17 protein-coding genes are annotated in these 16,574 nt (G+C 64.9%); 3 read left to right on the top strand and 14 right to left on the bottom strand.

Annotated features, from left to right (window positions below; all coding sequences use genetic code 11):
- The first annotated feature begins 69 nt into the window (after positions 1-69).
- Positions 70-957 (top strand): YicC/YloC family endoribonuclease, encoded by an 888-nt coding sequence (locus JQ603_RS05830; protein ID WP_212337265.1) that lies wholly within the window; start codon positions 70-72, stop codon positions 955-957.
- 3 nt (positions 958-960) lie between these two features.
- Positions 961-1,620, top strand: coding sequence for a guanylate kinase (gene gmk, locus JQ603_RS05825; RefSeq protein ID WP_212337263.1), 660 nt, complete (start codon positions 961-963; stop codon positions 1,618-1,620).
- Here the strand turns inward: gmk and JQ603_RS05820 are convergent.
- The 3 genes from JQ603_RS05820 to JQ603_RS05810 all read right to left on the bottom strand — a co-directional run bounded on the left by JQ603_RS05820 (position 1,553) and on the right by JQ603_RS05810 (position 5,187).
- Entirely contained in the window at positions 1,553-2,749 is a 1,197-nt protein-coding gene (locus tag JQ603_RS05820; protein WP_212337261.1) for a hypothetical protein, read from the bottom strand. The genes gmk and JQ603_RS05820 overlap by 68 nt on opposite strands.
- Before the next feature lie 932 nt (positions 2,750-3,681).
- Entirely contained in the window at positions 3,682-4,899 is a 1,218-nt protein-coding gene (locus JQ603_RS05815; RefSeq protein WP_212337259.1) for an MFS transporter, read from the bottom strand.
- A gap of 108 nt (positions 4,900-5,007) precedes the next feature.
- Entirely contained in the window at positions 5,008-5,187 is a 180-nt protein-coding gene (locus tag JQ603_RS05810) for a hypothetical protein (RefSeq protein ID WP_212338280.1), read from the bottom strand.
- A 152-nt stretch (positions 5,188-5,339) separates the two neighbouring features.
- Between JQ603_RS05810 and JQ603_RS05805 the strand changes: the two genes are divergently transcribed.
- Positions 5,340-5,729: a hypothetical protein gene (locus JQ603_RS05805; RefSeq protein WP_212337257.1), complete on the top strand. Its 390-nt coding sequence runs from the start codon at positions 5,340-5,342 to the stop codon at positions 5,727-5,729.
- Positions 5,730-5,964: 235 nt separating this feature from the next.
- Here JQ603_RS05805 and JQ603_RS05800 read toward each other — a convergent pair whose 3' ends face one another.
- The 11 genes from JQ603_RS05800 to lptF all read right to left on the bottom strand — a co-directional run bounded on the left by JQ603_RS05800 (position 5,965) and on the right by lptF (position 16,320).
- On the bottom strand, positions 5,965-6,186 hold the full coding sequence (locus tag JQ603_RS05800; RefSeq protein ID WP_212337255.1) for a hypothetical protein: 222 nt from the start codon (positions 6,184-6,186) through the stop codon (positions 5,965-5,967).
- Positions 6,187-6,243: 57 nt separating this feature from the next.
- Positions 6,244-6,462: a hypothetical protein gene (locus tag JQ603_RS05795; protein WP_212338278.1), complete on the bottom strand. Its 219-nt coding sequence runs from the start codon at positions 6,460-6,462 to the stop codon at positions 6,244-6,246.
- Positions 6,463-6,620: 158 nt separating this feature from the next.
- Positions 6,621-7,037 (bottom strand): phosphonate metabolism protein PhnM, encoded by a 417-nt coding sequence (locus tag JQ603_RS05790; protein ID WP_212337253.1) that lies wholly within the window; start codon positions 7,035-7,037, stop codon positions 6,621-6,623.
- Positions 7,038-7,240: 203 nt separating this feature from the next.
- A complete protein-coding gene (locus JQ603_RS05785; RefSeq protein WP_212337251.1) occupies positions 7,241-7,468 on the bottom strand; it encodes a hypothetical protein in 228 nt (75 codons plus the stop codon).
- Positions 7,469-7,550: 82 nt separating this feature from the next.
- Positions 7,551-8,609, bottom strand: coding sequence for an alcohol dehydrogenase (locus JQ603_RS05780; protein WP_212337249.1), 1,059 nt, complete (start codon positions 8,607-8,609; stop codon positions 7,551-7,553).
- A 72-nt stretch (positions 8,610-8,681) separates the two neighbouring features.
- Positions 8,682-9,539 carry a 16S rRNA (adenine(1518)-N(6)/adenine(1519)-N(6))-dimethyltransferase RsmA gene (gene rsmA / locus JQ603_RS05775; protein WP_212337247.1) on the bottom strand — a complete coding sequence of 286 codons (858 nt, stop codon included), beginning with the start codon at positions 9,537-9,539 and terminating at the stop codon, positions 8,682-8,684.
- Positions 9,539-10,564 carry a 4-hydroxythreonine-4-phosphate dehydrogenase PdxA gene (pdxA, locus tag JQ603_RS05770; RefSeq protein ID WP_212337245.1) on the bottom strand — a complete coding sequence of 342 codons (1,026 nt, stop codon included), beginning with the start codon at positions 10,562-10,564 and terminating at the stop codon, positions 9,539-9,541. Before pdxA ends, rsmA begins: the two co-directional genes overlap by 1 nt.
- The gene (locus JQ603_RS05765) at positions 10,564-11,499 is read right to left on the bottom strand and encodes a SurA N-terminal domain-containing protein (RefSeq protein WP_212337244.1); all 936 of its coding nucleotides are present in this window, start codon (positions 11,497-11,499) and stop codon (positions 10,564-10,566) included. Before JQ603_RS05765 ends, pdxA begins: the two co-directional genes overlap by 1 nt.
- 68 nt (positions 11,500-11,567) lie before the next feature.
- Positions 11,568-14,057: an LPS-assembly protein LptD gene (locus JQ603_RS05760; protein WP_212337242.1), complete on the bottom strand. Its 2,490-nt coding sequence runs from the start codon at positions 14,055-14,057 to the stop codon at positions 11,568-11,570.
- Positions 14,057-15,154: an LPS export ABC transporter permease LptG gene (gene lptG, locus JQ603_RS05755; RefSeq protein WP_212337240.1), complete on the bottom strand. Its 1,098-nt coding sequence runs from the start codon at positions 15,152-15,154 to the stop codon at positions 14,057-14,059. The genes JQ603_RS05760 and lptG overlap by 1 nt, the downstream gene beginning before the upstream one ends.
- The gene (gene lptF / locus JQ603_RS05750) at positions 15,151-16,320 is read right to left on the bottom strand and encodes an LPS export ABC transporter permease LptF (RefSeq protein ID WP_212337239.1); all 1,170 of its coding nucleotides are present in this window, start codon (positions 16,318-16,320) and stop codon (positions 15,151-15,153) included. Before lptF ends, lptG begins: the two co-directional genes overlap by 4 nt.
- Between the last annotated feature and the right edge of the window lie 254 nt (positions 16,321-16,574).

Raw genomic sequence — 16,574 nt, 5'->3', positions numbered from 1 at the left:
CAAAATAGTCTTAAGATTCGCGTGGCTTGATGCCTCGCGAATCCTTTTGTTCCTGGAGAATCTGACCTGATGGCGCTGTCGTCCATGACCGGCTTTGCCCGAAGCCACGGCGCGAGCGGGCCGTACACGTTCGAATGGGAATTGAAGTCGGTCAACGCCAAGGGTTTTGACCTCAGGGTGCGGCTGCCGCAGGGGTTCGATGAGCTCGAGGCCCATGCCAAGAAGCGCGCCGGCGAGCTGCTGTCGCGCGGCACGGTCTACGCCAATCTCAACGTCAAGCGCACCAACGCGGCCGCCACGGTGCGCGTCAACGAGGACGTGCTCAATGCGGTGCTGAAGGCCGCCGCGCTGATCTCCGGCAAGGTCGACGCCGTGGCGCCGAGCATCGACGGCCTGCTCGCCATCAAGGGCGTGGTCGAGGTGGCCGAGCCCGAGGGCGACGAGGAGGAGGACAAGGCGGCCCGTGCCGCTGCCGCGCAGGCCTTCGACAAGGCGCTCGACGAGCTCGTCGCGATGCGCAAGCGCGAGGGGATTTCGCTCGGGCAGATCCTGACCCAGCGGGTCGACGAGATCGAGCAGCTGGCGAAAAAGGCGGAAGCATCGCCCGGCCGCAAGCCGGAGGCGATCAAGGCGAGGCTCGCCGAGCAGATTGCAACCCTGCTCGACACCTCCGACCGTTTCGATTCCGACCGCCTGATGCAGGAGGCGATCCTGATCGCGACCAAGGCCGACATCCGCGAGGAGCTCGACCGCATCGCCTCGCATGTCGCGCAGGCGCGCGAGCTGATCGGCAAGGGCGGCCCGATCGGGCGCAAGCTCGACTTCCTGGCGCAGGAGTTTCACCGCGAGGTCAACACCTGCTGCTCGAAGTCGAACGACATCGAGCTCACCAATACGGGACTCGCCATGAAAAACGTGGTCGAGCAGTTCCGCGAGCAGGTCCAGAATCTGGAGTGATCGATGGCGACGGGCGGTCACGGAACTGACGGTGTCGAGCGGCGCGGCTTGATGTTCGTGCTGTCCTCGCCCTCGGGCGCGGGCAAGACGACGCTGTCGCGCATGCTGCTGGAGCGGGAGCCCGGCTTGAAGATGTCAGTGTCGGCGACCACGCGTCAGATGCGGCCGGGAGAGGTCGAAGGGCGCGACTATTTCTTCGTCAGCAAGCCCAAGTTCGAGACAATGGTGGAGCAGGGCGAGCTGCTCGAATGGGCCACCGTGTTTGACAATCTCTACGGGACGCCGCGCGCTCCGGTGGAGGCGGCACTATCGGCCGGGCAGGACGTGCTGTTCGACATCGACTGGCAGGGCACGCAGCAACTGCACCAGAAGGCGAGCGTCGACGTGGTTCGCGTGTTCATCCTGCCGCCCTCGGCCGCCGACCTCGAGAAGCGGCTGCATTCGCGCGCGCAGGATTCCGACGAGGTGATCCGCAAGCGCATGAGCCGCGCCAGTGACGAGATGAGCCACTGGGCCGAGTACGACTACATCGTGATCAACCACGATGTCGACGCGGCCTTCGCCGAGGTGCAGTCGATCCTGAAGGCCGAACGCCTCAAGCGCGAGCGGCGGACGGGCCTCGTCGGCTTTGTGCGAGGGCTGCAAGCTCAGCTTCAGGGCTAGGCTGCGACAGTCGCGGCCCTTCGTTCAGCAGCCGTTCCAGCATCGTCGTGATGATGTCGATGTCGACCGCGTCCTCATTGCGGCCATCATGCTGTTCAGCGGTCTCGTTATCGGCCTCGTTCGCAGCCAATCGGGGCGCGGGGGTCTCGATCTCGAACTCCCGGTCGAACACCGGGATATTGTCCGCATCGGGCTGCACGGCTTCGGAGGCGGCCGGCGGCTCGTGCGCTTCGATCACGTCGATCTCGCGGTCGATCGCGGCAAGTTGCACGGCCTGCGGACGCACGGCATCGAAGTCGATCGGGCGCCGCTGCCGCGCGCGCGGCGTGGCCGGCATCTCCTTGAGCCAGGGTGCGCGGTCCTGATTTTGGTGCTCACGATCGTCCCAGTTCACGCGGCGGTGTTCGCTCGCCTGGACGCGGACGCGCGCGCCGCCGAAGCGGTAGATAAGGCTGGCGAGGATGCCGGCGAGCGCCAGCGCGCCGCCGACGACGAGTAGCAGCATCTGGAGCGAGCCGGTCGGCTTGTCGAGGGGAATTTCGGCCGTAGCGAGGGCCACCGGCGCCTTCGCCGGCTTTGTGCTCGGCTGCGGGGCTGCCGCGTCGGGAGCGGGCATCGGCTGCGACGCAGCGGACGTTGCCGGGGTATCAGGCCAACGCGTGGCAACGGAGGGCTGTTCTGAACTGGTTGCGGTGACGGCGTTCGGCGGTTGCTGTGCGACCGGCGGCGCAGTCGCTGCGGCCGGCGCGGGCGCGGTGATGCTCGGCGCGCCCGATGTGGCGCCGGTCTGCGGCGCAACGTATTCGGCACGCGCATTCTGCACTGATGGCGGCGCGGCCGCATCGGCATTTTGTCCGTCGGTCGTCGCCTGGGCGCTTCGCGTCGCCTGTGCGCTCGGCTTGCTGCCTTCGGCACGCAGATACCAGCACTGCCGCTTGGTCCCGCGCTCGACGCGATAGTGCCAGTGCTGCCCCTGCGGTGCGGAACCCTTCGGCGAGGCGAGGCAGTCGCTCGCGCTACCGGCGGTGCTCGATGCAACAGGCGCGTTCTGCGACACGGCGGCGAGTGGTGCGCCGGCAATGATGCTGCCAACAAGCGCAGATACGAATTTCGCGGTTCGGTTGCCCATCCTGGTCTCCCGGTTACGCATTACGCAACTCTTAACCATCCCTTTCTCGTCAAAGACTTGGGTGGCAATGAGCCGCAAATCCGGAGAGGATGTGGCTTGAATTGGGCCCGCGGCGCGTTCGTTCCGCCGCGCTGCGGGCCTTTTTCGGCCAGACTTTTACGACGTCAGGTCCAGGTTCCCGAGAACCGGAAGGTCGCCACAAGTTCTGCTCGCATGAGAGTTCCCCATGGCAATGCGCTTCTCGCGGCAACTCCTGCCCGAGGCGTGCTGTCGTTTGTCGCCCGTTGGATGCCAAAGGGCGCAGGGAAGGCCGGGTGCCGGCTGGCACCGGCAGATCCGTGCGCTACGGAAGGTGCACACGGGGTGGATCACAGGTCTCGCCGGATCGCCCGGCCTTCCCTGCGCGGATGGTTTTAACGGTGTCCTTCGTGCTCTCCCCGGGGAGCGATGCACTATTGCCCCCGTCGCCTTGCAGGATCACTGATGCGCGCACCCGGTCGGGCCGCCACATCACCGCAAGCCTTGACGCACGGACCCCGGGCGTCAGGACCACACGACTTCTCCGTCCGTGGGCGGTCTTGCCGGATCATCAGGGGCTGGCGCGTGCTCACTCCTGACGACCGGCGAGGCCGCTGCAACTGCGCCGTGTCGTACCGCGTCGCGTGAGAACTCACGGTTGCCCGCCCCGTCGTCACGCAAAATCGCGTCGACGCTGCCGCGTCCACCGCCGCCCGGCCCGTATCTCGTGACGGTCGCGAACGCCCCTTTGGCAGGGCCGGGATGACGGCGCTTATGCCATAAATCCGAAATTCGGGAAAGTGGAATATTTTTGCGCGGAGGGATTGACGGGTGTTTTGCCCGACGGGAGGCGAGGGCCGCTTTGAACTCCGGCCCATTCCGGCGTCACCCCGAAGCCCGGCGATAAGCGTGCCTCATGAGCGCGCAGCGCTGGTGCATCCGTCGTGAGCCGCATCGGCAGGTTTCGGAGCTTGGCGACGCGTGCCGAGAAAGATGGCGCCGGCCGACAAGCACAGGGTGAGGGCGCTGAACAGGAAGGTGGCCCGATGACCGATGCCGTCGAAGAGCAGGCCGCCGAAGGCGGCGCCTGTCGCGATCGCCAGCTGGACGACCGCAACCATGAGGCCGCCGCCGGCCTCCGCATCGTCCGGCAGGGTCCGGGCCAGCCAGCTCCACCAGCCCACGGGCGCTGCAGTTCCGATCAGGCCCCACAACGCCAGCAAAATGGTCGTCGCGATGAGCGAGGATCCGAAGGTCACGAGGCCGATGGCGATGGCCGCCATGGCGAGCGGCATGGCGATCAGCGCGGCATGGAGGTGCGGCCTGAGGATGAAGCCGATCAACGATGTGCCAACGAGTCCTGCGACGCCCAGGATCAGAAGCAGTGCAGAGAGGGTGGACACGCTTGTGTGGGTGACAGTTTCGAGGAACGGGCGCAGATAGGTGAAGAGCGAGAACTGCCCGAGAAAGAACAGCGCGGCGGCGAGCATGCCGTAGGCCACCTGCGGCCGGCGCAAGACACGGAACGTGGCCGCAGCGTCGGACCTGTTTCGATCGGGCATTGCGGGAAGGGTGAGGAATTGCCAGACGAGCGTCGCGGCCGCAATCGGCACGACGCAGAAGAATGCGCCACGCCAGCCGATATATTGGCCGAGGAAGCTCGCCAGCGGCGCTGCGACAGTGGTGGCCAGCGCATTGCCGCCGTTGAGGATGGCAAGCGCCCGCGCCACATCGCCGGCGGGGACGAGGCGCATCATGGTGGCCGCCGACATCGACCAGAAGCCGCCGACCACGATCCCGATCAACGCCCGGCCAGCCATGAGCATCACGTAATCGGGAGCCGAGGATACGACGCTGCCGGACAACAACATCAATGCGGTCAGTGCGAGCAGCAGGGAGCGGCGATCGACGCCGCTGGTCACGGCCGCGATGAACAGGCTCGTGAGTACGGCGAACAGGCCGGACACCCCGATCGCCTGCCCAACCTGACCCTCACTCAGGTGCAGGTCGGTCGCGATCGGCGTGAGCAGGCTCACGGGCATGAACTCGGAGGCCACCAGCGTCGAGGCGCACAGCGACAGTGCAAGAACCGCGCTCCAGGGCGCGGCTGGGGAGGAGGATTGAATGGTCATGCCGCAGAGCTAGCGGCGCGGCGTTGATTTGATTAGCCGATAAATCCGACTTGGAGTTATCGGGATAAGCCATGAATATCCGTGACGAGGACGGTCTATCGCGAGCACCTATCTCCACACCCGCGCCAGCATCAGCGCCAGAAGCCCCAGCACGGCGCCGATGAGTCCCACCATCGCGTAGGATTGCGCGAACACACCGGTCTGCACAAAGACTTGTGCCGCGATGGCGAAGCAGCCTGTAGGATGGGTTGAGCCCTTGCGAAACCCATTGCCTCGCGCGAATGTCACATTAATGGGTATCCACGCATCCTAGGGACTGCGGACTAAGCGAACTCACCTGTGCGGAATGAAGGGGGCGAGCAAGCGGATCATGGATGTTGTCGCGCCGTTTGGAGATGAGGGGGAGATGTGGGCAGATCAGTGGCGAAAACGGTGTGACCATGAAGAGGCTTGCGATCGTTCGCTTTCTTGTGGCGTTCCTCGTCGCCTTGGTGGTGTTGGTCACTTGGCATGTATCGGCTGAAGCACAGCAACTCTCTCTTCGAGTCAAAGAAGCAAGTCTCACAAGCACGATCGATAATCATCAAGCGCTAAATATCCGTCTCGATGAACATTCGAAGGCGGACTATGCAGAATTTACCGCGCGATACGTCGGTCGGCGAATTGAATTCAGCGTTCAGGGGCGTCCCTTGATGACTGCTCGCATGATGACCTCGGTTCTAAGTGGCGAGGTTCAAGTGTTGGTAGATCGCAAGGCTCTCGCGGAAGAACTGGCTGTCAGCCTAGCCACGGGAAAAACGGCTCTGGACGTACGAGTTCTTGGTGAATGAGGGGATGGAAACGTGAATGAGCCCGTAGGATGGTCTCGCTCTTGCGAGACCCATCGCCTTGCGCGAATGCCGTATTGATGGGTATCGCTTCGCACCACCCACCCTACGCAACTATCCCGTGGATTGGACGGGCGATCAGTTCGAGAAAGGTCATGAATACGGAGAGCGACGTGGGGTAAGTGATGGGTTTCGCAAGGGCTCAACCCATCCTACGGACTACCGACTTCGCAAGCACCTACTTCCACACCCGCGCCAGCATCAGCGCCAGAAGCCCCAGCACGGTGCTCACGAGTCCCACCATCACGTAGGATTGCGCAAAGACGCCGGTTTGAATGAAGACCTGTGCCGCGATGGCAAAGCAGATGGTGGCGAGAAGCAGGCAGGCGCAACCGACGATGATCGACAGATAGCGTATCGCAGCCGCGATCGGCCGTGCGGGGAGTGCGGGATCGCTCATGCAAATGACAACGGCATTGCTGACTGGAGGTTCCGGTTTCGACGCGTACGGCGAATGTCAGTCGCGTGCGCAGCAATCGACCAGTGCGCGCCAGATGCGCTGCACTTCGACGGTCCTCTCGAGCTCGAGGACGTGGTTCTCGCTCACCCGGGACGATGTTGTCTCCTGGCGCGGTTCGCGCGGCGCGATCCAGCGCTCGGAGATGGGGTCGTACCACTTGCCCAGATTGATCAACTCGCTTCTCCTCTTTTCGATCCCCCATGCGTGATCGTTCATCCCACGCTCGCTATCGATGTTTTGCGTGTTCTGCGGAGCAGGCTGCGCCTGCTGTTCGGCTCCGACGTGGTCGTTGCCTTGGTGGAAGGCCAACGGCGGAAGGCGCGCGACGTTCCAATGTCGCGAGCGAAGTGGAATCTGCGAAGAGAATCTAAGCGCTAGCGCTTCGGCGCGTTCCGATCATCGGTCGAGGATTCGCCGGCCGTCGTGCGATTCTCGCGCGTGCGGAGGTCTTCAGACACCGTCTCCAACGAGCGTTCGCTGTCCGCGGCTTCGGGCGGCTCGCCGGACTTGCGGTACTTCCCGACCAGCCGCTTGATGTCGTCGATCGCCTGCAGTAGCGGCGGCGTCAGCGAGAACAGCGCGCCCATCGCAATGGCGATGATGGTGTGACGAAGCGAGACCTTCTCGTCCTCGTCGAAAGGATAGGCGTTGGGCTCGATGGCTGCAGGTGCGAGGCCCGCCGATGAGCGCGGACGATCCGGCTTCCGCGGCTTGCGCGGCGGCATCATGATGACGACGAAGAGCACGTTGATCAGCAGCCAGATGCCGAGAATGATGAGAAAAGTTCGCATTCCAGAAAACCAAAAAATAGCGCGGCGTCGGCCTAAACCGCCATTGAACGGCCATTCATGGGCCGATGCAAGTTGTGCTTTTCCCGGCGGCAAGTCCCGGTCGAGTGAGGCACGACGAAATCGCTATCGGAATCCGGCAAAACCCTGGGGTGTCCAGTGGAAAGCGATGGCTGCGTGGCAGACCGGGACGATGCCGCCGTCGGTCATCCGAAGCGCGCCTCATGCGGCCGGCGCGTGGCCGCGTGCGCGCGCCAGGCGTCGATCGCCCGGTTCGCGAGCATCAACTGCCGGCGTTCGCCCTTCCTGAGCTGGGCTTCGATGGTGTCGAGAAGAAAGTTTGCGGTCTCGTCCGGCGTGCCGAGCTCGCCGCTCTGCTCCAGGCAGCTCCAGGCAATGAAGAATGCGCTCTCGACGGTGCAACGTATGGACATGTGCTGCCAACGCAGCGTAGCCGCCGGTGTTCCGCGGCGAGACATTCGATCTCGCCGCAGGGAGCTTCAGGTTCCTCGCACCCTAGTTCTTCAGCACGATGCGGCCGACGACCTTGCCGGCGCGAAGCTCGTCGATCCATTTCTGCACGTCGCCCATCGGCTCCTCGCGCATTGGCGTCGGCTTGATCTTGCCGGCGCGGGCGAGCGCCATCAGCTCATGGCCTTCGGCGAGCGTGCCGACCATGAAGCCTTCGACGGTCAGGCGCTTGTAGACCCATTGCACCATCGGCAGCGTGAACTGGCCGCCCATCAGGCCGGAGACCACCACCTTGCCGCCGCGTGCGGCGACCGCGACCGCAAAGGCCATCGACTTCTCGTTGCCGGCGAAATCGACGACCTCGTCGAAGCCGCCCTCGGTCTCCTTCAGGATGCGGCGGATCACTTCCGGCTCGGCCGGATCGTAGGCGACGGCCGCGCCGTTCTTCAGCGCGGTCTCGCGCGCGGCCGGCGAGAGGTCGGCGACCGTGATCGGCTGCTTGAACATCGCCTGCGCGAACGACAGGCCCATCATGCCGACGCCGCCGAGGCCGATCAGCAGCAGGTTACGCTGGCGCGGACGATCGACCAGGCGCTTGAGTGCGCCGTAGGCGGTGACGCCCGAGCACATCAGGGTCGCGGCCTGGTTGACGGGAAGGGGATCGTAGTCGAGCAGGTATTTTGCGTCGGGCACCAGCACATGGGTGGCAAAGCCGCCATCGATGGAGACGCCGAGGAAGCGCTGCTTGGCGCAGAGGTTCTCGTCGCCATTGGCGCAGTCGCGGCACTGGCCGCAGCCGATCCAGGGAAACACGGCCTTCTTCGCGCCGACCAGACCGGCGGGAACGTCAGGGCCGACCTCGTCGACGACGCCCGCGATCTCGTGGCCGAGCGTGAAGGGCAGCGTCATGCCGCGCGTGGTGTCGAGCTTCTTGCCGCCGCCGAGATCGGCATAGCCGTCCTGGATGTGCAGGTCGGAATGGCAGAGGCCGCAGCGCTCGATGCGGACGAGGACCTCGCGGCCTTGCGGCTTCGGCGTGTCGACGATGGTCTCGCACAGCGGCGCATCGAACTTGACCAGGGATTGCCGACGCATCAACGCCATATTCCTTCCTCCGAAATTAGCTCATTGTTTGAGCATGATCTCTTTCGGAAAACCGCTTCGCACTTTTCCGGATCATGCTTCTTCGTTGCGTATATCCGCCAATTCACGGGCCATGGCAACAAAGCCTGAAATCGGAATCGTCTCGGCGCGCCGCGTCGCATCGACGCCGGCGGCAGCGGCAAGTCGCGCGGGATCGACGCCCAGCGATTTCAGGCTCTGGCGCAGCATCTTGCGGCGCTGGCCGAAGGCGGCGGCCGCGACCTGCTCGAGCAGCCTGCGATCGCACGGGAGCGGCTCCGCGCGCGGCTTGAGGCGCACGACGGAGGAGGTGACCTTCGGCGGCGGCACGAAGGCGGACGGCGAAATATCGAACAGGATCTTGGTCTCACAGCGCCAGTTGGCGAGCACGCCGAGACGGCCATAGGCCTCTTCATCCTCACGCGCGACGATGCGCTCGCCGACCTCGCGCTGGAACATCAGCACCATCATGTCGTACCAGGGCGGCCAGGGTTCGATCGTGAGCCAATTGATGAGAAGCTGGGTCGCGATGTTGTAGGGCAGGTTGGCGACGATCTTTGCGCGTTCGCCCGAGAGCAGCGGACGCGGGTCGAACGTCATGGCATCGCCATGCACGATCTCGAGCCTGTCAGGATAGCGGGCGGAAATATCCCGCAAGGCCGGGATCGCGCGCTCGTCGTGCTCGATCGCGATGACGCGCCGGGCGCCGAGCGCGAGCAGGGCGCGCGTCAGCCCGCCGGGGCCCGGGCCGATCTCGACGATGGTGGAGTCTTCGAGCGGCGCGGCCGCGCGCGCAATGCGCGCGGTGAGGTTGAGGTCGAGCAGAAAATTCTGACCGAGCGATTTCCTGGCCGACAGCGCGTGCTGGCGAATGACCTCGCGCAGCGGCGGGAGGTCGTCAATCGCGCTCATCAGGTTTTCGCAGCCGCCATGCGGCTTGCAAGCTGCAGCGCCGCGATCAGGCTGGCCGGATTGGCCTTGGCGGTGCCGGCGATGTCGAAGGCGGTGCCGTGATCGGGCGAAGTGCGGATGAAGGGCAGGCCGAGCGTGACGTTGACCGCGTCGTCGAAGGCGACGGTCTTGATCGGGATCAGCGCCTGGTCGTGATACATGCAGACCGCGCAGTCATAGAGGTTGCGCGCAGCTTCGTGGAACATGGTGTCGGCTGGCAGCGGCCCCCTGGCCTCGATGCCGTCATTGCGTAGCACCTTGAGCGCCGGCGCAATCACCGTCTGCTCCTCATGGCCGAGCGAGCCGTCCTCGCCGGCATGCGGATTGAGGCCGGAGATCGCGATGCGCGGCCGCGCGATGCCGAAGCGGGATTTCAGCTCGCTCGCGACGATGCGCACGGTCGAGACGATCAATTCGCTGGTGAGCTGGCTCAGCGCCTCCCGCAAGGAGACGTGGATGGTTACCGGCACCACGGCGAGCCGCGGCGACCACAGCATCATCACCGGCTGCGGCACGCGGCCGTCCTCGGCGGCAAGCTCGGCGAGGAATTCGGTGTGGCCGGGATGACGGAAGCCGGCGCGGTAGAGCACGCTCTTGGCAATCGGATTGGTGACGACGGCGCCGGCGCGCCCCTCGCGCACATCCGTGACCGCCTGACGGATCGAGGCGAGCGCGGCGGGCGCGCTGGTGGCGTCGGGCTTGCCGGGCTCGGCCGTCGCGCGCACGCCGGTCGCGACCACGGGCAGGGCATCGGCGAAAGCGGCCGCGGCCTCAGCGGGGCTCACCGAGGCGATCCGGATCCCGGCGCCGAGCGCCTTGCCGATGACCTCCGCGCGCCGCGCGACGAAGGCCTCATCGCCGAGCAGGTAGAAGGCGGGCAGGTTCAACTCACGGCGCCGCAGCCAGGCTGCAATCGTGATGTCGGGGCCGATGCCCGCGGGCTCTCCCAGGGTCAGGGCGAGGGGCTTGATCGGGGCGTCGGCCATCAGCGGTTGCGATATTCGATCATCGCCGCCTTGCGGAGCTCTTCGAGATAGGCCTTCTGGGTCTTCTCGTACTTCTCCTGGTACATCTTCTCGCGGACCTCGCGCTTCTTCGGCGTGTCGATCATGGTCGGCTTGCGCGAGCACAGCACCACCATCTCGATGCCCGCCTTGGTCACCTCCGGCGCGGTCAGATGGCCGATCGGAGTGTCGTCGAGCACCTTGCGCAGCGCCTCGGGCAGGTCGGCCGTCGTCTTGGTGACGGCCTCGCGGATGGTGGCGTTCGGCGTCGAGCGGAACAGCGAATTGGCTTCCTCGCAGCTTCCGACGCGGGAGCGATACTGCTCGGCTTCCTTCAGCCGCGTCTCCTGGAAGGCCGGGGACGAGCCGCGCGGCACGATCAGCACGATGGGCTGCATCTTGTATTCGGTGCCCTCGACCTGCAGCTTGTCGCCGGTCTGGGCCTGGACGGCCTGGGCGACGTCGCGCTCGCCGACCAGCAGCTTCTCCTTGAAGCGGCCGCGCACGAGGCTGGTCCAGACCATCTCGGCCTTCATGCGGCCCTTCAGGGTTTCAGGTCGGACGCCCTTGGCTTCGAGGGACTTGGTCAGCTGATCCGGCGAGATGCGCATGCGTTGCGCCATGCCCTCGTAGGACTGGTTGATGTCGCTGACACCGGGATCGACGCCGTATTTCTTGCCCTCCTTGAGCTTCACCCTGTCGTCGATCAGCTCGTTGATGACCTCCTGCCGGGCCGGAGCCTTCTGCGTCGTCAGCTGGTCGAGCTTGGCGCGCTGGTCGATGTCGAAATCGGTGATCGGATCGCCGTTGACCATGACGACGATGTTCTGCGCGCGCGACGGCGCGGGCAGGCCGGTCAGGACCAGCCCGGCACCGATGGCGAGGAGGACGCGGAAGGCAGGCAATGGAGTAGTCATTGTTGTCGCTCGTATGTCAGCCGCGGTGAACCTGCGATCGGGACCGCGCGGCCGTCACTTCAAACCGTTCACTGGAAGCCGCCGGCGGAACTGCTGGTCGTCGACGAGGTCGCCAGCGTGCGCAGACCGATCTGGAACATGAACGCGTGGCTCAGCGTGGGCGGGGTCGTGCCCGCGGAGTAGCTGTACGAGGTTACATAGTTAGCCGCCAGCACGAAGCAATCGTCGACATAGCCGGCGCCGAGCACATACTGGTTGATCTTGTTGGCCTCGAGGTCCCAGCGCGCCGAACCCGTCACCACCCAGTTGGTCGCGACCTTCAGCGAGCCCGAGGTCAGGATGCCCTCGCGGCGCGTCAGGTAGCCGAGCTCCGGCTGCGCCGCGTAATTGCCGTACAGCATGCTGATCGACCACCGATCGAAATTGGCGCGGCCTTCGGCCTCGAAGCGCTGCACGTTCCAGGTCTGCTCGTCCATGCGGGAGCGGACGCTGAAGGTGTAGGTGCGGTTGGGCGAGTAGCTGGCGCTGGCGACGTAATCCGAGCGCGGCTTGTCGAGACCGGAATCCAAGCCCGTGTTGATGGAGTCCCGGACCGCGAAGGAGTTCAGGCCGAACAGCTGGTAGGACTCGCCGAACAGCACCTTGACGGCGCCGCCCCTGTCGAACTGCGTGGTGGACTGCACGCCGACATTGGCGCGGCCGCCGCCCTCGACGCGGTCGTAGCCGGAGAACTTGTCGACGCTGAACAGGTTCGAGGCGTCGAACACCATGCTCTGCGCGTCCTCGTTCGGCAGCTTGCCGGCATAGGTCTCGTTCGGGCGGATGATGATCTGCGCGATCGGCTCGATGGTGGTCGAGCCCCAGGGCTGAACGTTGATGAAGGGGTAGCGGTATTCGAGGCCGACGGTCGGCATCAGGCGGAATGCCTGGGTGTCGCCGACGGGCAGATAGTTCGACACGCCCGGCTGGTTGGAGACCGAGGAATTGATCGCGTCGGCGCGCAGGCTGGCGAACGGCGTCCAGATCTGGCCGAACGGATCGGTATAGGACTTGCGCCACTGCGCTTCGGCGGTGAGGCGAGTGTAGGTGCCGGGGAAGCCGCGCAGCAGGCACTGCGACGGCGTCCGCGCGAGCGGATCGGCCGAGGTGGTGGTGCACAGGCCGTTGGTGTTGGCGAGCGTCGTGATCGGATCGAACACCGCGGTCTCGCGCGACAGGTTCACGAAATTGGTCTTGTAGCTGAACTCGCCGCCGAACACCGGATAGTTGAGCACGTTCGAGTAATCGATCACGGGATAGACGACCGGCACCTGGCTCTGGTTGCCCGAGAAGCTCAGCCAGTACATTGTCCGCGCGTCGAAGAAGCTGCGATTGCCGACGCCGGTCAGATAGAGCTGCGACAGCGCGTCGGTCGGCAGGTTCAGGAACGAGCCGAGCGGATCGCGGTACTGCGCGAGGCGGTAATCCGACATGAAATAATAGTCGGACAGCAGGACGCCGTCCCAGCCCCAGACCCATTTGTCGTTGAGCGCGAACTGGCCCTTGGTCTCGACGCCGCCGCGGAACTGGCGGTCACCGGGCAGGCCGGAGAACTGCTTCTGATCGAGCTGGTCGATGCCGTAGAGGCGGATCTGGTAGGCGCCGTCCATCAGGCGCTGGCGGAATTCGGTCTGGAACAGCACGCCCTGCTTGGACGTGATGCGCGGGCTGAAGGTCATGTCCATGTCGGGCGCGATCGCCCAGTAGAACGGGACTTCCACGCCGTAGCCGAACGTCGTGTAGGAGGTGAAGCCCGGCATCAGGAAGCCGGTCTTGCGCTTCACGGTCGGGTCGGGCGTCGAGAAGTAGGGCATGTAGGCGAGCGGCACGCCGAAGAACTCGAGCTGCGCCGTCTCGAAATACAGCATCTTCTCCTGCTGGTCGTGGATGATGCGGGCACCCTTGACCTGCCACAGCGGCGGCTTCTTCGGATCGTCCTTACACGGCGCGCAGGCCGTGTAGACGCCGTTCTCGAACACCGTGTAGTTGCCGCTGGAGCGGTCGGCGCGGCTCGCGGCCATGCGGGTCTGGTCGGCGGTGTCCACGCGCAGCGAATCGACGAAACCGTCGCGGTAGTCGTCGGAGAGATCCATGATCTCGGCATAGGTGATCTTGCCGTCGGCATCCGTCATGCGGATGTTGCCTTCGGCATGAAGCCGCTTGGTCTTCTGGTCGTAGATGACCCTGTCGGCCTCGACGCTGGTGCCGTTGTAGAACAGCTGGACGTTGCCGACCGCGGAAACGCGCGAATTGTTGTAGTCGTAGTCGACCTCGGTCGCCTGAACCAGCATCTGGTTGTCGTTGGCGACCTTCGGCGGCTTCGGACGCGGCGGCAGCGGATTGTAGGTGAAGCTCTGGGCAGAGGCGGGGGCCACGGCGGCAACGTCGATCAGCCCGCCGAGCGATGCCACGGCGGCAACAGCCAGCAGGAGCCTGCGAATAGACAAGCCACCCCCGTTCGCGCGCACCAAAGTACGCCGCGTCAAACGAGACACGCGCCCTCGTTGGACGGCAGTCACTAACCGTCCTCCTGATAGAGCAAGGCCAAAAAGCCGGTGAGGCCGCCCACAACAACGGGCAACCACGCCGCAGCGATCGGATGCATTAACTCAGCCTTGCTCAAGTCCTCAGTTACTTTCGACAGAACGTAGAGCAGAAAGCCTGCGCCCACGCCACTCAAAACCATCTTCTGCACGCCGCCCATCCGGAAGAAGCGCAACGACACGGAGGCCGCGAGCATCACCATGGCGGCGAGCAAAAACGGCTGCGCCAGGAGCTTCTGATACTGGAGTCGATATCCGGCTGTCGCGAAGCCTGAGCTTTCGGAAGAGCGGATGTAGCTCGGTAGTTGCCAAAAGGACACAGTCTCGGGTGTGGAAAAGCTGTTACGGACCTGGGCCTCGGTCAGCGTCGTCGGAATCTCCAGGCTGGCCTGGTCGACCGGCGGCCCGTCCAGCGTGAAGCGGCGGACGCCCTTGAACAGCCAATGGCCGGCCTCGAGCGTGGCTTCGCGCGCCTCGACGCGCTCCTTGAAGTGCTGCTGTGTGTCAAACCGGAACAGTGTGAGACCGGTGAGTCGGATGCCCTGCTGCTCGCTGCGCGCGGCGTTGATGATGGTCTGGCCGTCGCTGGTCACCTGATTGAGCCAGAAGCCGGAGGCGTCCTGGATGCCGCCGCCGGGTGCCGAACCGAACAGCTCCGCTTCCATGCGCTTGGAGAGCTCGCGCAGATTGGCCGACATCGGATTGTACGCGACGGTGGCGATGACCCCGATCACGAGCGCGCTCCCGAGCGCCGGCGAGATGAACTGCCAGGCCGAGATGCCGGCGGCGCGCGCCACAACGAGCTCGAGCCGGCGGGAGAGGGCGAGATAGCAGGTCATGGCGCCGATCAGCATGCAGAACGGCGTCAGCTTCTCCAGAAGCTGCGGCACCCGGAAGAGCGAGGTCTCGGCCACCATGATCGCGGAGGCGGATGCAAGGCCGGAAGTCTTGCGCACCATCTCGATGTAGTCGACCAGCACCAGCAGCAGGAAAATGCTCGCGAACACGCCGAGCGCCGCGACGACGAAGCGGCCGGCGAAATAGCGCCCGAGTGTGTTGGTGAGCATGCTCATGCTGTGGCCGGCCGTCCGAACAGCCGCGCAATGCGTGCGTTGGACCTGTTGATGGCCTCCACGAGGCGGGGAGGCGGTTCGACCACGATGCCGCCGATGATCATCCACAGCCCGATGCCGATGGCGCCGATGACCATCGCGTATTGAACGAGCACAGCCCCCGGCGATTTCACCGCCATCACCGAGCAGGCGAAGCCGGCCATGCGCAGGCCGAACACCGCGAAGATCGAGGAGCCGATCGAGAAGTTGCGGCTCTGGCGGGTGGTGCGAGGCGCACCCAGGAAGGCGAAGGTCAGCACCGCAAAGGCAAAGGGATAGACCGGCGCGAGCAGGCTGTCGTGCAGGGCTGAGCGGAACTGCCCGGGAATCTGCTTGTAGACGGGATCGTCCTCGGATGGCGAGAACAGCTCCCAGAGATAGCGCTCGCGGATGCCGAGGGTGACGTCACGGCCCTGATTGCCGAACTTCGACATGTCGAAGCCGTAGCGCCCGAACGCCACCAGCGCGGGATCGCGCTTGCCGGCCTCGAAGCGCTGCAGGTTGCCGTCCTTCAGCACCAGGAACGAGCCGTTCTCGTTCTTCACGACCTCGCCCTGCTCGGCGACGATCGAGACGCGCTCGTTCGGATCGCGGCGGTCGTCGATGAAGATGCCGGCCAGGATGCCGCCGGGCTGCCGCTCGCGGATCCGGATCGTCAGGTTCTTGTCGAGCTGGGCGAAGCGGCCGGGCTGGAGGATGTTGGTGAGCACGTCGGCGGTGATCTCGGCGTCCCACTGCTTGATCCGCCGCATGCCGTCGGGCGCCAGATAGGCCGCGATGAAGGCGACCAGCGCCGCCACCACGCAGGTGGCGTAGAAGAACGGATAGAACAGCCGGAACGGCGAGAAGCCGGCGGCATTCATCACGATGATCTCGGAATCGGTCGCGAGCTTGTTCAGCGTGTGCGAGATCGCGATCATCAGCGCGATCGGCGAGATGATCAGGACCAGCGCCGGAATGACGAGGCTGGTGATGCCGAGGAAGGTAAGGATGGTCTGACCTTGGCTCGTCATCAGGTCGATGCCGCGCAACGCCTGCGTAATCCAGATCACGCCGGTGAGGCTGACCAGGACCAGCGCAAACGACGCCAGCGTCGTGCGGAAAATATACCTATCGATCGACCCCATGCGCTACCGCACGAATCCCACCAAGCCCCACTGCAGGCCGCAACTCCGGCTGTCCGACCAATCCCGGTCAGGGGATCCCCAAGGTCGGCCAACCACCGCTTCCACCGGCTTACTCTCTCACTACCATCCCGTTGATCCGTCAACAAAATGGCTGCCCCGTGGCACCCTCAATATATGGTTAATATTTCGCTCGATGTGGCCTGGCGGCCACGGCGGTGCTTGGCATCTGCCGGGCCGGTGGCCCATAGTGGGTA

The organism is Bradyrhizobium liaoningense, assembly GCF_018130825.1.
In the GTDB taxonomy this organism is placed as follows: Bacteria; Pseudomonadota; Alphaproteobacteria; order Rhizobiales; family Xanthobacteraceae; genus Bradyrhizobium; species Bradyrhizobium liaoningense_B.
The sequence above is the reverse complement of the archived record's forward strand: the minus strand, read 5'-3'. Positions and strand labels throughout refer to the sequence as shown.